13 protein-coding genes are annotated in these 14,129 nt (G+C 60.4%); 7 read left to right on the top strand and 6 right to left on the bottom strand.

The window, feature by feature from the left end:
* Positions 1–46 precede the first annotated feature (46 nt).
* The 6 genes from AC244Q_RS03025 (at position 47) to AC244Q_RS03000 (ending at position 4,621) form a co-directional block, all read left to right on the top strand.
* Positions 47–721, top strand: coding sequence for an energy-coupling factor ABC transporter ATP-binding protein (locus tag AC244Q_RS03025; RefSeq protein WP_012756301.1), 675 nt, complete (start codon positions 47–49; stop codon positions 719–721).
* Positions 721–1,329 (top strand): energy-coupling factor transporter transmembrane component T family protein, encoded by a 609-nt coding sequence (locus AC244Q_RS03020; RefSeq protein WP_017993154.1) that lies wholly within the window; start codon positions 721–723, stop codon positions 1,327–1,329. Before AC244Q_RS03025 ends, AC244Q_RS03020 begins: the two co-directional genes overlap by 1 nt.
* Positions 1,330–1,353: 24 nt before the next feature.
* Positions 1,354–1,917 (top strand): biotin transporter BioY, encoded by a 564-nt coding sequence (locus tag AC244Q_RS03015; protein ID WP_012756299.1) that lies wholly within the window; start codon positions 1,354–1,356, stop codon positions 1,915–1,917.
* Between the two features lie 113 nt (positions 1,918–2,030).
* Positions 2,031–2,564, top strand: a complete 534-nt coding sequence (locus AC244Q_RS03010) for a GXWXG domain-containing protein (RefSeq protein WP_017993153.1) — start codon at positions 2,031–2,033, stop codon at positions 2,562–2,564.
* A gap of 129 nt (positions 2,565–2,693) precedes the next feature.
* Positions 2,694–3,485 (top strand): alpha/beta fold hydrolase, encoded by a 792-nt coding sequence (locus AC244Q_RS03005; protein WP_128408033.1) that lies wholly within the window; start codon positions 2,694–2,696, stop codon positions 3,483–3,485.
* A complete protein-coding gene (locus AC244Q_RS03000) occupies positions 3,482–4,621 on the top strand; it encodes a PAS domain-containing sensor histidine kinase (RefSeq protein ID WP_128408034.1) in 1,140 nt (379 codons plus the stop codon). Before AC244Q_RS03005 ends, AC244Q_RS03000 begins: the two co-directional genes overlap by 4 nt.
* Positions 4,622–5,155: 534 nt before the next feature.
* Here the strand turns inward: AC244Q_RS03000 and AC244Q_RS02995 are convergent.
* From AC244Q_RS02995 to AC244Q_RS02980, 4 genes are all read right to left on the bottom strand, one after another.
* Positions 5,156–6,700, bottom strand: coding sequence for a methionine--tRNA ligase (locus AC244Q_RS02995; protein WP_128408035.1), 1,545 nt, complete (start codon positions 6,698–6,700; stop codon positions 5,156–5,158).
* Positions 6,701–6,975: 275 nt separating this feature from the next.
* Entirely contained in the window at positions 6,976–8,322 is a 1,347-nt protein-coding gene (locus AC244Q_RS02990) for an SLC13 family permease (protein ID WP_128408036.1), read from the bottom strand.
* 96 nt (positions 8,323–8,418) lie between these two features.
* On the bottom strand, positions 8,419–9,933 hold the full coding sequence (locus tag AC244Q_RS02985) for a malonate--CoA ligase (RefSeq protein ID WP_128408037.1): 1,515 nt from the start codon (positions 9,931–9,933) through the stop codon (positions 8,419–8,421).
* Positions 9,930–11,318, bottom strand: coding sequence for a malonyl-CoA decarboxylase (locus AC244Q_RS02980; RefSeq protein WP_128408038.1), 1,389 nt, complete (start codon positions 11,316–11,318; stop codon positions 9,930–9,932). The genes AC244Q_RS02985 and AC244Q_RS02980 overlap by 4 nt, the downstream gene beginning before the upstream one ends.
* A 177-nt stretch (positions 11,319–11,495) precedes the next feature.
* On the opposite strand from AC244Q_RS02980, the gene AC244Q_RS02975 reads away from it, so the two are divergent.
* Positions 11,496–12,146 carry a GntR family transcriptional regulator gene (locus AC244Q_RS02975; RefSeq protein ID WP_128408039.1) on the top strand — a complete coding sequence of 217 codons (651 nt, stop codon included), beginning with the start codon at positions 11,496–11,498 and terminating at the stop codon, positions 12,144–12,146.
* Between the two features lie 148 nt (positions 12,147–12,294).
* Here AC244Q_RS02975 and AC244Q_RS02970 read toward each other — a convergent pair whose 3' ends face one another.
* Together AC244Q_RS02970 and AC244Q_RS02965 are read right to left on the bottom strand one after the other, a co-directional pair.
* Positions 12,295–12,717 (bottom strand): hypothetical protein, encoded by a 423-nt coding sequence (locus tag AC244Q_RS02970; protein WP_128408040.1) that lies wholly within the window; start codon positions 12,715–12,717, stop codon positions 12,295–12,297.
* A 730-nt stretch (positions 12,718–13,447) separates the two neighbouring features.
* The gene (locus AC244Q_RS02965) at positions 13,448–13,849 is read right to left on the bottom strand and encodes an acyl-CoA thioesterase (protein ID WP_128408041.1); all 402 of its coding nucleotides are present in this window, start codon (positions 13,847–13,849) and stop codon (positions 13,448–13,450) included.
* Positions 13,850–14,129 lie beyond the last annotated feature (280 nt).

The raw sequence follows: 14,129 nt of genomic DNA, 5'->3' as shown, positions 1-14,129 counted from the left end.
GGCCGGTATCGGCAATCTCCTCCGGTGAAAAATGCGAGGGATTGGTTTGGATATTCGTTTCGAAGGCGCCGGGGTCAGTTTCGGGGCACGAGTGGCGCTGCAGCCGCTGACGCTTGACATCAGTGGGAAACGCATCGGCGTCATCGGGCTGAACGGTTCGGGCAAGACGACGTTTGCGCGGCTGATCAACGGATTGAACAAACCATCGGTCGGCCGCGTCACCGTCAACGGCCGCGACACGGGCGACGAGAAGACTGCGGTGGCCGATGTCGGCTTCATCTTCCAGTCGCCGCAGAACCAGATCATCCTGCCGATCGTCAAAGACGATATCGCCTTCGGGCTGAAGCGGCGTGGCTTCAGCAAGGCGGAGATCGAGGCGAAGGTCGAGGGCGTGCTGGCCCGCTTCGGCGCCGAGGCGCTGGCCGATCGGCGCGCGCACGAGCTTTCCGGCGGCGAGCTGCAGGTGGCGGCGCTCTGCTCGGTGCTGGCGACGGGGCCCGGCATTCTGATCCTCGACGAACCGACCAACCAGCTCGACCTCAAGAACCGGGCGCTGGTCGAAGGGATTATCGCCGGGCTCCCGGAAAGCGCCATCATCATCACGCATGATCTGGAGCTGATCGCCGATTTCGAGCGAGTGCTGCTGTTTCATGAAGGGCGGCTTGCCGCCGATGCACCGGCTGCCGAAGCGATCGCCCGCTACAAGGAGATCGCCGCCTGATGCAATCGCTCTATGTCGAAGGCAACAGCGTGATGCACCGGCTTTCGCCGCGGGTAAAGCTGTTGTCGCTAACGGTCTTCGGCGTCGTGCTGTTCATCAGCGGGAACCTCGTCTTGCTGTCGATCGCCGTGCTGCTGACGGCGGTTCTCTACCGGATGATCGGCCTGCCGTTTGCGGATGGGCTCCGGCGGCTGCGGCCGGTCTTCCTGACGATCGCGGTCGTCGCACTCTTCAACCTCATCTTCAATCCCTGGCAGGAAGCGCTCGTGCCCCTGCTGCGGCTGACGGCGCTGATGCTGCTTGCCGCCACCGTGACGGCGACGACCTCGATCACCGAGTTCATCGACGAGGTCACGGCGCTTGCCCGCCCGCTCGAACGCACCGGCTGGGTGCAGGCCGACGATATCGGCCTGGCGCTCGGGCTGGTGCTGCGTTTTGTGCCTGAGATCGTCGGGCGTTATCAGGCGATCCGCGAGGCGCATAAGGCACGCGGGCTGAAGGTCCGGCCGACGACGCTGCTTGCGCCGTTGATCATCTTGACCCTTAAGGATGCGGATAATATCGCCGCGGCGATTGACGCGCGCGGCATTCGGCGGCATGTGAGTTAACGATTGATAAATACGGAATTCATGATGAGCACTCGCGACCTCGTTCTTACCGCCCTCTTTGCCGCGATCATCGTGGCGCTTGGCCTGCTGCCGCCGATCTCGCTCGGCTTCATTCCGGTGCCGATCACCGCCCAATCCCTCGGCGTGATGATGGCCGGCGTCGTGCTCGGCGCCCGGCGTGGCGCGATTGCCGTGCTGATCGTGCTGGTGCTGGTGGCGATCGGCCTGCCGGTGCTTTCCGGCGGCCGCGGCGGGCTTGCCATCTTCGCGTCGCCGACGGCCGGCTTCCTGATCGGCTGGATCTTTGCCGCCTTCGTCACCGGCTATCTCAGCGAACGGCTGGTCAACCATCAGCAATCCGGCCTGGTGCAGACGGTGAGCTTCTTCCTCACCGCCATGGCCGGCGGCATCGTCGTGCTCTACGCCTTCGGCATCACCTATCTCGCCACCGTCGCCGGCCTCGGCTTCACGAAAGCCTTCGTCGGCTCGATGGCCTTCATTCCCGGCGATGTGATCAAGGCTTTCGTCGCAGCCCTGCTTGGCCGCGCCGTCATGGTCGGCTATCCCCTGCTGCCGTCGCGCGCCTGACGCATAGGCCGGTCTTGTCTGGCGAATACCCCAACGGCCCCTTCGGGGGCCGTTGCGCTTCCGACCGGTCCGCATGAACGGGAACTTTCCAAACCGTCTTTTCATTTTCCACAATGAACGTCGTTGAAGGAGAAACCATGCGAGGCGACCAGGAGGAGATGGCTGCCTGGTTCCGCTCGCTGGAGCCCGTCCAGCCGAAGGACATGGTCGGCCTTTGGAGCGGCGTCGGTATTCAGTCGGGCCATCCACTGGACGGCGTGCTCGAAAATCTCAACTGGTTTGGCAAGCGCTTCCATTCCGACATGCGGGCGGACGCCCTGCTCTTCAACTGGAGACCGGGCCGGCTCGTGGCGATCGAGCCAAATTTCCTCCCTGTTGAGCTGGCGATCAAGATGGCGCCCCTTGGCCGGACGCTCGTCGCCCGCCACGGGTTCTCGTACCTGCAGAAGGTACTTCGAGCGAGAGGCACGACCGCTTCGTTGCGGCTTCAGGCGCTCGACGGCATCGAAACGGCTGCGATGATCTACGACAAACAGCCGATCGTGGACTACTTTCGGAGGATTGACGATGACGGGATTGCCGGAATGATGTGCCTGCGCGGCGACCCTCGGCGATTCTTCTTCGAACTCCGGAAAGTGATGGACTAGGCATGCCGCAAATGGCCGGGCGGCTGCCTCGGGAAAATCGCGGCACAGAGCCATCGAACCGTTGCCGGGCTGATCTTTCCTCGATCCAAAACAGGCGGAACATGTTATGAAAGCAGGGAAGAGGGCGAGATGACCGTCATCGATCGAAATCATGTTCAAGTCCGGGGCGATGGCCAGCGTGCGATGATCTTTTCGCATGGATTCGGGTGCGACCAGAATATGTGGCGCTTCGTGGCGCCGGCTTTTGAGGCCGACTTCAAGACGGTGCTGTTCGATCATGTCGGCGCAGGACGATCCGATCTCACGGCCTATGATGCCCGGAAATATTCTTCATTGGCGGGCTATGCAGTTGACCTCGTCGAAATTTGCCGCGCGCTCGGCCTGACGCAAACTGTCTTCGTCGGGCACTCGGTCAGCGCGATGATCGGCGTCATCGCGTCATTGGAGGCGCCGGAACTGTTTGAAAGTCTGATCCTTGTCGGGCCGTCGCCGCGCTATATCAACGACGATGACTATTTCGGCGGCTTCAGCGCGGCTGAGATAGACGAACTTCTCGAATCGTTGGACGACAACCATATGGGGTGGTCTGCCGCCATGGCGCCCGCCATCATGGGCAATCCGGATCGACCGGAACTCGGCGAAGAGCTGACTAATAGCTTCTGCCGCACCGATCCTGAGATCGCCAAGGCATTTGCACGGGTGACATTCACGTCGGACAATCGCAGCGACCTTCCTGAAGTCACCGCCAGAACGCTGATCCTTCAATGCCGCGATGATATCATCGCCTCTGAAGAGGTCGGCGAATTCGTCCATCGGCAGGTCCCAAACAGCCAATTGGTCGTGCTGAATGCGAGTGGCCACTGTCCTAACCTCAGCGCTCCCGACGAGGTCGTATCTGCAATCCGGCGGTTCGTCCGATGACCGGTGCCGATACGCAGATCTTCATGCCGGCTGAGGACCTCGAGGACTTGTACGAAAACGCGCCATGCGGCTATCTTTCGCTGCAGCCGGACGGGCGCATCGTCAAGGTCAACCGAACGCTGTCGACCTGGATCGGCATCCCTGCCGAGCAACTCCTCGGCAAACGACTTCACGACCTGCTCAACACGTCGGGCCGTATATTCTACGAGACCCATTTTGCGCCTTTGCTGCGCATTCAAGGGTTTTTCAACGAGGTGGCCCTCGATCTTGTGACCGTGGACGGCAGAAAGCTGCCTGTGCTCGCCAATGCCGTGGAAAGACGTGCCGAAGACGGTGCCCTGCTTTTCACCCGCGTGACGATGTTCCAGGCTGCCGAGCGTCGCCGCTATGAACGGGAGCTGGTCGATGCGCGCACAGCCGCCGATGCTGCCGGCGCCACGATCAAATCCAAACTCGCCTTTGAACAGCAAACCGCCGAGTTGCGGGAAGAATTCATTGCTGTTCTCGGCCACGACCTGCGCAACCCGCTTGCCTCGATTGCAGCCGCGGCGCGCATGCTGCGAAAAGAGAAGCAGACCGATCGGGCGATTAAAGTGCTCGATTTGATGCAGGGCAGCGTCGTTCGCATGTCAGCCCTGATCGATAACGTCCTCGACTTCGCGCGCGGACGATTGGGTGGCGGCATCACGCTCGAGAGGCGGGCGGAGCATCTCGAGCCGCTCTTGCGGCAGGTCATCGAAGAACTTCGCTTCAGTCACCTCGACCGCGGGATTGAGGTGACGATCGAATTCGATGGGCCGATAAACTGCGACAGCGGCCGGATCGGCCAGCTGGTGTCCAATCTTCTGGGAAATGCCCTGACCCATGGCACACCGGACGAACCGGTGCGGCTCTCGGCGGCAACTGTCGACGGAAAACTGGAGCTTTGGATCGCCAATGGCGGCGCTCCGATTTCCAGCGACGCGATGACACGGCTTTTTCAGCCTTTCTTCACAGGCGAAGCCGGCACAAGTCAAAGAGGATTGGGGCTGGGTCTGCACATCGCTTCGGAAATCGCCCGCGCCCACGGCGGGACGATCACGGTCAGTTCCGATGACAAGGAGACGCGCTTCACCTTTGTAATGCCGTTGGATTGATAGGGCCGCACAGCCGGCCAGCGTAAGCGGCTATTCCTTGCTGTCGGTGCGCGCCTGGCGCAGAAGCCGGTCGGCATCTCGCCCCGCCCGAAATCCGGGCAACAAAAAACCGCCTTGAGGCGGTCGGGCATTCTATCGATTTCAGTTTGATTTAGTCTCCTCCTCCACCATCTCCGCCACCGCCATCACAGCCGCCGTCGCCTGAGGCATCAAACCAGCCTCCGCCTCCATCGCCTCCCGAATTTCCCCACCTGCGCTTGGTGTTTGCGGTGGTCTGGGTGGTGGCGCCTCTTTCTGCCCTTGCGATCAGCGCAAAGATCAGTGCGAAGCCTCCAACGAGCACGGTAACCACAAAAAATGTCTCCAATCAGTATCCTTTCGTTGTTTCGGGAAATCTCGTTTCCTGACTAAAATAATAGATTATTTTCCCGCTCCCGGAAATAGCCCGAATATGAAACTTTCATGACATGCCGGATCACGTCAAAACTCTGCGCTGCCTCAGTTGCAGCGCAGAGGATCTCGGGCTGGTCCCCTTTAAGCTGACGCTCTTTGCGGAAAGAGCACGGCTTGTGGGGCGGCTTTGACGTCCGTCACGATCAAGGGGTCCCGATAGAGGCGAGGAGACGGTATTCCCAGCCTGGAATGTAGCTTTGCGGCCGAGCTTGGCAGGAACGGCAGGAGGCAGCGGGCGATGATCGCAAGGCCGTAGACCTGCTCGGCCAACGAGGAGCCGAGACGGGCGGCGGTCGCCTTCCGATCCTCCGGCGTGAGATCGGCAAGCAGGGCTTTTGCATCCGCCCATGGTGCGCGTTGTGTAAACCGCCTGTTCGCCTCGCCGATGAATGCGAAAATATCGGCGAGGCCGACATGGAGCTCGTAGGCATCGAACGCTTCAGCCACCTTCGCCGGAAGGCGGGCAGCCTCCTCCACGAACGCGCTGTCCGGCACGGGCGGAACGATCCCGTCGAACGACGTGGACAGAAGCGCAAGCACCCGGTTGGCGAGATTTCCGAGCTGTCCTGCAAGTTCTCCCGACCATGCGGCTTCCAGACGCTCGGCCGAGAAGTCGCCATCGTCTGCCGAGCGTATATGCCGGAGCAGGTAATATCGCAGGGCGTCCGGCGTTGCGTAGGATTGGATGATGCGTTCCGGATCGATGCCGTTGCCGGCCGACTTGCCGATCTTCTTGCCATCCACCGTAACGTAGCCGTGCACGAGGATCGACGATGGCGGCGGCAGGCCTGCGGATAACAGGATGGCCGGCCAGTAGATGGCGTGGAACTTGGAGATGCCCTTGCCGACGACATGGATGCGTTGGCCGCCGTTCCAATAGCGCGGCAAGAGGGTTTCATCGGACCCGTGGCTGAGACCGGTGAGATAGTTCGCCAGGGCATCGAACCAGACGTAGACGACCTCATCTTCATCGGGCACGGGAACACCCCAGCCTCGCGCCCGCTCCGCACTGCGCGACACGCTGATGTCGGTCAGGCCGCGCCGCAACAGGGCAAGGACCTCGTTGCGCCGATGGGCCGGGACGATGCGAAGCTCGCCGGTCTCGACCAGCTCGATGAGCCGGTCGCCGTATCGGGAGAGACGGAAGAACCAGTTCTCCTCGCGGATGGTCTCAAGGGCAATGCCGTGTTCAGGGCAACGCCCGTCATCGAGTTCCGACGGCTCGTAGAATTGCTCGCAACCGACGCAATAGAGGCCCTCATAGGCCTTGCGATAGAGGTCGCCATGTCCGGCGCATGCCCTCCACAAGGCGTGGACGCAGGCGATGTGCCTCGGATCGCGCGACGTGCGGACGAATTCCTCGTTGGAGATATCGAGCAGGCCGCCAAGGCGCTCGAACCTGTCGGCGTTTGCGTCCACGAAGTCCTTCACGGGCAATCCCGCGGCTTCCGCCGACCTGACATTCTTCAGGCTGTTGTCATCGGTTCCGCACTGGAAGCGGACGTCCTGACCGAGAAGCCGGAAATGGCGGGCATAGGCATCGGCCTGGACCAGTTCGAGGGCAAAGCCGACATGCGGTGCGGCATTCACATAGGGGATCGAGGTGGTGATGTAGATCGTGTTCATCGGCGTTTCCTTTCGAAGGCTGTTTGCCCCGCGAGACGGATCGACCCATGAAAAGACCGCCTCGAGGGCGGTCGCTGGTGCATTCTGGACGCACGAAACCCGCCACGCTTATGAGCGCGGCATCATCATCACAAAGGTGCTGATCAGGGTGTTGTCCATGCAATTTTCCTAGCATCAAGAGCCGTTTCGGACAAGCGTACTCTTCGATCCGGATGCGTTGGCCGCAGCGATCCGGAACCCTGCAGCGGAAAGCGATGCTTCCTCGCAGCCCGCCGTCACACCAACCCGGACACGACGAACACAAACCAGGCGACGATCGGGCCGATGATCGCGATCAGGGCGCTATAGATCAGCAGCTGTCGAAGCACCTGCTCACGCCTGTCATCCGGCGCGTTGGCGACGACAAGCGCGCCATTTGTGGAGAATGGGCTGGTATCGACGATCGTCGTCGAGATCGCGATCGCCGCGACCACGCCGATGGCGCTGACATGTCCTTGCAGGAGGAATGGAACGGCAAGCGGGATGATCGCGCCGAGCAGCGCGGTCGAGGATGCAAAGGCCGAGACGATGGCACCGGTAAAGCAAAGCAGCAGCGCCACCAGCAGCGGCATACCGAGACTGGATATACCGTTCGCCACGTAGTCGACAGTCCCGGCCTTCTCCATGACGCCGACATAGGTGATGATGCCTGATATCAGCAGCACGGTCGACCAGCTGACCTTGTCGATTGCTGCCTTCTGAGTCTTCGGTGACAAGAGCGCCAGTGCGACAGCCACGGTCATGGCGACGAGGCCGACATTGAACTTGAAAACCAGGGCGCCGATACCGAGCGCCGTCAGGCCGATCAAAGTGGTAATTCTCTCATTGTTCAGGCGCAACGTCGTCGCGGTATCGGCCGCCGTGCCATAGGCATGCTCCCTGATCGGTTTTGCCGGCGTGCCGCCGTGACCTCTGATCGACGCCGATACGCCCTCGGGATGGAGTTCGGGCAAGGGGCCAAGCGATGCGGCGTCCTGCTTCATCACCTTTGCGCCGCCGAAAATGAAGAAGACCAGCACCGCGATCGCCAGGTTGAAGAAGAAGCTGGAGAGAAACAGCGAGGTCGGCGCGAAAGGCAGGCCGGCCTTCGCAACGATCTGGTTGGTGATTCCGCCATAGATGCTGATCGGCGAAAATCCGCCCGCCTGCGCGCCGTGGATCACCATCAGACCCATCATGACCGGGTGAATGCGGTATTGCACGGCAAAGCTCAACGCGACGGGTGCGAGAATGGCGACCGCAGCAGGCCCAAGTGCACCGAAACCGGTAATGATGGCGGCGACCAGGAACATCACCCAGGGAATCAAGCCGATCCGCCCGCGCACCAGACGGACGGCACATTCGACGAGCCAGTCGATCGTGCCGTTGATCTGCGCTATGGCGAAGAGGTAGGTGACGGCGACGAGCGTCAGGAACAGGTCACTCGGAAAGCCGGCGAAAATGTCGGTGGTTTTCATCCCGATGACCATCGAGCCGAGCACGAAGGCGCCGGCAAAGGCGAGCGCACCCATGTTGATTGGCTGGATCGTCGCAATGATGAACATGGCGACCAGCAGGCCTATGGCCAGTAGTTCAATACCCATGATTCCCCTCCCTCCGACGCCTCCAGCGCCGTAGTTGTTGTGTTCAAGATTGATGCTGGATGTCGGCGCACCCTCCTCCCAGAGGGCGCAGCCGTCTTACTTCCTGGTATAAAGATCGGCGTATTGCTGCCGCAGGATGTTTTTCTGAACCTTGCCCATCGTGTTGCGCGGCAGGTCCTCGGCAAAGATGATGCGCTTGGGTTGTTTGTAGCGGGCGAGACGTTGCTGGAGGGCGCTGACGATGGTCTTTTCATCGAGGACAGCGCCGGGTTTGCGCACGACGACAGCCGTTACGCCTTCTCCGAAATCGGGATGCGGCACGCCGATCACAGCACTCTCGACCACACCCTCGATCTGGTCGATCTCGCCTTCGACCTCTTTCGGATAGATGTTGTATCCACCGGAAATCACAAGATCCTTGCCGCGGCCGACGATGTGGACATAGCCGTCCCGGTCGATCTTGCCGAGATCGCCGCTGATGAAGAAACCGTCGGCGGTAAATTCGGCCGCCGTCTTTTCCGGCATGCGCCAATAACCCTTGAAGACGTTCGGCCCCTTGATCTCGATCATGCCGGTTTCTTCAGGCGGCAGCACGAGCCCGCTGGCGGGATCGGTGACGCGCACCGTCACATCAGGCAGCGGGAAACCGACCGTTCCGGCAATGCGTTTCCCCTCATAGGGGTTCGACGTGTTCATATTGGTTTCCGTCATGCCGTAGCGCTCGAGAATGGCGTGACCGGTGCGCGCCTGGAACTCGGTATGGGTTTCGGCAAGCAGGGGAGCCGAACCGGAAATGAACAGGCGGATATTGGCGACCGCTTGTTCATCGAGGCGCGGACTTTGCAGCAGGCGCACGTAGAAGGTCGGCACGCCCATCAGCATGGTTGCCTGCGGCATCAGCGAAACGACCTCGCCGGCGTCGAATTTCGACAGCAGAAACATCGAGGCGCCGGCGAGCAGCGTGACATTCGTGGCGACGAACAGCCCGTGCGTGTGGAAGATCGGCAAGGCATGGATCAGCCGGTCGCCTGATGTGACGCGCCAATAATCCCGCAAGGTCAGGGCGTTCGAGAGCAGGTTCCCATGGGTGAGCATCGCCCCCTTGGAACGTCCGGTCGTTCCCGACGTGTAGAGGATCGCAGCCAGATCATCGGCGGCGCGCGAGGCATCGACAAAGTCGGCCGGCTCGTCGCGTGCCAGATCCAGCAACGAGCCGCTGCCATCGGCATCGAGCGTTTCGACGATCGCGCCGTGGGGCTTGGCGATCGTCTCCACGCCTTCCCGGGCAGCCGGCGCAACAACCACCAAACGCGGCTCCGCATCGCCGATAAAATAATCGAGCTCGGCCAGCGTATAGGCGGTGTTGAGCGGCAGGTAGACGGCGCCGGTTCGAAGACAGGCGAGATAGAGGATCAATGCCTCGGGGCTTTTCTCGACTTGCACCGCCACCCGGTCGCCGGGGCGAATGCCGAGCGCGTCCATCGCGCTGGCGATGCGGCCGGAAAGAGCGAAGGCGTCGTCATAAGTCCATGTGCGGGTGTCATCGATCCGGATGAACGGTGCGTCACCGGGCGCAGCCGCCCGCATGGCGTCGAAAAGATGGTTGCTCACTTTCGCCCTCCTCCAAGCGTTGAGTTCACTATTTGTTGGAATGGCCGGGAGCCTTGCTGGCCATTGCCGCCGCGGCGGCTTTCTTCGTTCTGGCTGAGCAGGCTTTTGACGGCAGGCGAGGCAATCACTTCGCCGCGCTGCGCTAAGGCCTCGTGGTTGGCCACGATATCGTCGAGCTTGTAGAGGTAGTTGACCATCAGACCATGGGCCTGCTGCATCGCCTTGGCCGAGCGGTCGCCTAGAAAATTCAGTCTTTCCAGTCGAGCGCCGTTGCCGAGATGGAAGCGGGCGACAGGATCGACGGGGCGGCCCTCCGGCGTCCGTTCGGTCAGGAAATAGCGCGCTGCAAGCGGCAGCAACACGCGCTCCACTTCGGCTGCCGTCTTCTCGTTGTCGGGCCAGTTCGGGTCGTCCAGCGCCGTCAGCGTTTCCGGGCGCGCCTTGGCAAGCCAACGGGCAAAACCCGGCACGGGCGACAGCGTGACGAAATTCTTCAGACCGGGCAGGTCTCTGCGCAGGTCTTCCACGACCTGCTTAATCAGGAAGTTGCCGAACGAGATTCCGCGCAGGCCATCCTGGCAGTTGGAGATCGAATAGAAGACAGCCGTCGTCGCCTCGTCGGCATTGATCTGCTCCCTGCCCTCGACGAGCACATCGCCGATCGCGCTCGGCACCGATCGTGTGAGGGCCACCTCGACGAACACCAGCGGCTCGTCAACCAGCCGGGGGTGGAAGAAGGCAAAGCATCGGCGGTCGGCCGGCGCCAAACGACGGCGCAACTCCTCCCAGCCGGCGATCTCGTGCACGGCTTCGTATTTGATGATCTTTTCAAGGATGTAGGCCGGTGTCGACCAGTCGATGGGCCGCAGCGTCAGAAAGCCGCGATTGAACCAGGAGCCGAACAGATGCGTGAAGTCGGCGTCAAGCGCGTGATAACCTTCGGATTGGTCTTTGGAAGCCAGCAGCTGCTCACGCATCCGGACAAGCTTGGCGGTGCCGTTCGGCGCGTGGTTCAATCGGCGCAGAAGCTCCTGTCGCCGCGGCTCGGCTGCCTGGTGGAGAGCAATGACCGCGGCAGAGCTTTTATCGGTGCGGTAGTTTTCGATCGCCTGGTCGAGCCTGGCCGTGTCGGGGCCGAACTTTTCATGCAGCATATCGAGGAATGCCTGCGCGCCTTCGCTTTCGAGCGCCCCCCAGCGATCGAGGATCTCGGCGGCAAGCGCCATGCCCGAGGCTTCGCCCCGGCTCGATAGCAGCATTTCACAGAGTGTCTGAAGATCGGCCTTGGCTGCGACCTGCGTGGCGCGCGAGCCGGAAAACAGAAGCTGGCGTCCGCGATCGGTGATGCTCTGCAGCATGTCGGTGAAGAAGGAAGCCTCAGACATGCCATTCTCCTCTCTTCGCTGGTCTCTTCTGTTGGGCCGGCTGGTTTCGCGGGCTGCTTTGACGGCTGCTTCCCATTGTCGGGTTTCACCGGTAGTATATAGAATGCCATTCTTCGTACACTAGATCAATGATCGTGTATACAAGAATTACGTTTATGTATGAAGGAAGTGAGATGAATGTCCGAGAATGTCGGCCGATGGCTTCGTGATGAGATTGAAAACTCAATTCTTTCCAACGAGTTCTCCCCCGGTGAGCGGCTCGACGAAATGGTGCTTGCGACGCGTTTCGGTGTCTCCCGCACGCCGGTGCGCGAGGCGCTGATGCAGCTTGATGCGATCGGCCTCATCGAAATTCGACCGCGCAGAGGCGCCATCGTCATCGATCCGGGGCCGCACCGCGTCTATGAAATGTTCGAGGTTATGGCCGAATTGGAGGGCCTGGCCGGATCGCTCGCCGCACGACGGCTGGACAAGGCCTCCCGGGAAGCGATCACGGCCACCCACAGCCGCTGCGAGCAATCAGCTGCGGCCGGCGACAGCGACGCCTATTATTACGACAATGAGGAATTCCATAAGGCCATCTATGCAGCCGGCCGAAGCGATTTCCTTGAGGAGCAATGTGTGCAATTGCACCGCCGCCTGCGGCCTTATCGCCGCCTCCAGCTGCGCGTGCGCAACCGCCTGTCGACGTCCTTCTCAGAACATTGCGCCATCGTCGATGCGATCTTTGCCGGAGATGGAGACGAGGCCCGCCGGCTGCTGCGGACGCATGTCGGCATTCAGGGCGAGAGGTTCAGCGATCTGGTCGCGAGCATGGCGGCCAGATGATTGGACCGCGTGACATAAGCAGGATCGCGTTGATTTGCTGTCCGTGACGGAGATTAAGACCGCTGCACGATCCCTTATTTAGCTTTGCGCGGATTCTGGCTCATCCAGTCGCTTCAGAGATCAGACCGGGAGCAACTCCAAAATCGGCTTACTTGCTGTCGACTTTCTCGAGGAAGGCTGGAAACGTCCGAGAGACCTCGTTTCCGTCCGGAAAGCGTTCGGTCACAACCGTAAATCTGATCCAGCCCTTCCATCCTATAAGACCGGTGCGCTTCGGCGCGATCACCACTACCACGATGTCTTCATTCGGAACGACATGAACGGCACGAACTCCTGGACCAGGCTCTGAGTGCAGCACTGCGAGTACCTTTCCGCCCCCCGGCTTGGCACCCGCATAGATGGGAGAACCGTCACCTAGCGGTGCGATTGCGCTTATAAAGCGCGTGCTGACGTAACCCTCGCCGTTGAAGAAGAGAGGACCTTGATAGGGACGGGGAGGCTCATCATCGCTCCAAGCAGCGCTGACGGACACAAGTAACAGGGCAGTAGCGAGTATTGAAATTCGCTTCACCGAACGGCTCCTCTCGAAGATTGGTTGGAACAATTGACATGGAGCTCAAACCTTTGGAAGAACCTTTCGAACGACGAATTAATCACCACCGCAGCCGCGAGGATAGGAATGAGGAATCTCTTGATGTGTGTCCTTGCGGGAACGGTGCTTATGAGCGTTGGAGCCGCCAAAGCCACTGACGATCTCAAGGGCTTCGAATTGGACAGTTCATTTGTCGAAGCTCGACGGAACGCCGAGTCGAACGGTTGGAGCCTTCAGCCGCTATCATCTGAACTACCTCACCAACGGGTTGTTCGAGACACGAATCTCCGTCTGTTCGTTTGTGAGGACAGAGTCGCCTCGATACTAACGCTCCAGAGTGGCGGACTTGATGACTTCGCTGCATTAGTCATGCGGCGCCAGATCGAGATGGGTGACCCCCGAACCCAGATCGTATCTTTTATGGCCGGCTCAAAGCGTATTTCGACAATTACGTCCCGTTTCTCTGACGCAGTGGGGAGAGAGATATCCGTGCAGTTAACCAGCATTGCCGGCGCCCCAAGTATTTCTACGAATTACTCGTCAAATACTCGTTGCCCGGAAGAAAAGTGACTTCGATGACTGGGCTACGCCGTCGGTATCACCTATCTGCGTCCGCGCGGGAAAAGGCGTGTCATTTGCTAGATAATTTCGCACGGCCTCGGCAGCGAAATCGATTTTAGAAAGCACATCCCGCCGCCCGCATAACGCCCTAATCCAAAAAGCGATAAAGCCAGTCGCGCGTTTCCTCCGGCAGCGAAGCCGGCGACTGGTCCTCGCGGGTGCGGGCCTGCCAGATGATCTCGACCTCGGCGGCACGCTCCTCCCCGGTGTCGATCGAAATGAGGAAGCCGATGGAATGCATGCCGATCTTGTCGATGGTGGCGGTGAAGGTTGCCGGCTCGTCATAGTGCAGCGGACGGTGGAGCATGCAGGAAACCTTGCTGGGGCTATAGACCGGTTCGTCATCGACATCGGGCCGTGACGACCAGAAGCTCGCAAGGACGGATTCGGCATAGGAAATATAGGAGGCCAGAAACATCCGGCCGTTCATATCGACATCGCGAAACGGCACGCGTATTTCCGCCACATCCGGGCGTTTCGACTGACTCATCAACAGATCTGCCCTACTGAGTTCCCCACAGCAACACTACTGCATAATTTCTTATACCGGAACCGGCTTAAGGATAAAATTACACAATAGTTCAAAGTGTTACAGTATCCTTTGCACGCCTTAAAAGATGCCGCGCCGCTGCAATGGACCGGCTCGACGGAAACGGCGCAAATGAAACAGTGTAGTAGGCCAACTGTCGGAGGGCGCGGCAAGAGCACTTGTTGAAATCGTCAGGCGATGCCCCATCTGCTGTGGCACATGACATAAGCGACCGATAGAG

The sequence above is a fragment of the Rhizobium sp. CB2179 genome (genome assembly GCF_057653455.1).
The sequence above is the reverse complement of the archived record's forward strand: the minus strand, read 5'-3'. Positions and strand labels throughout refer to the sequence as shown.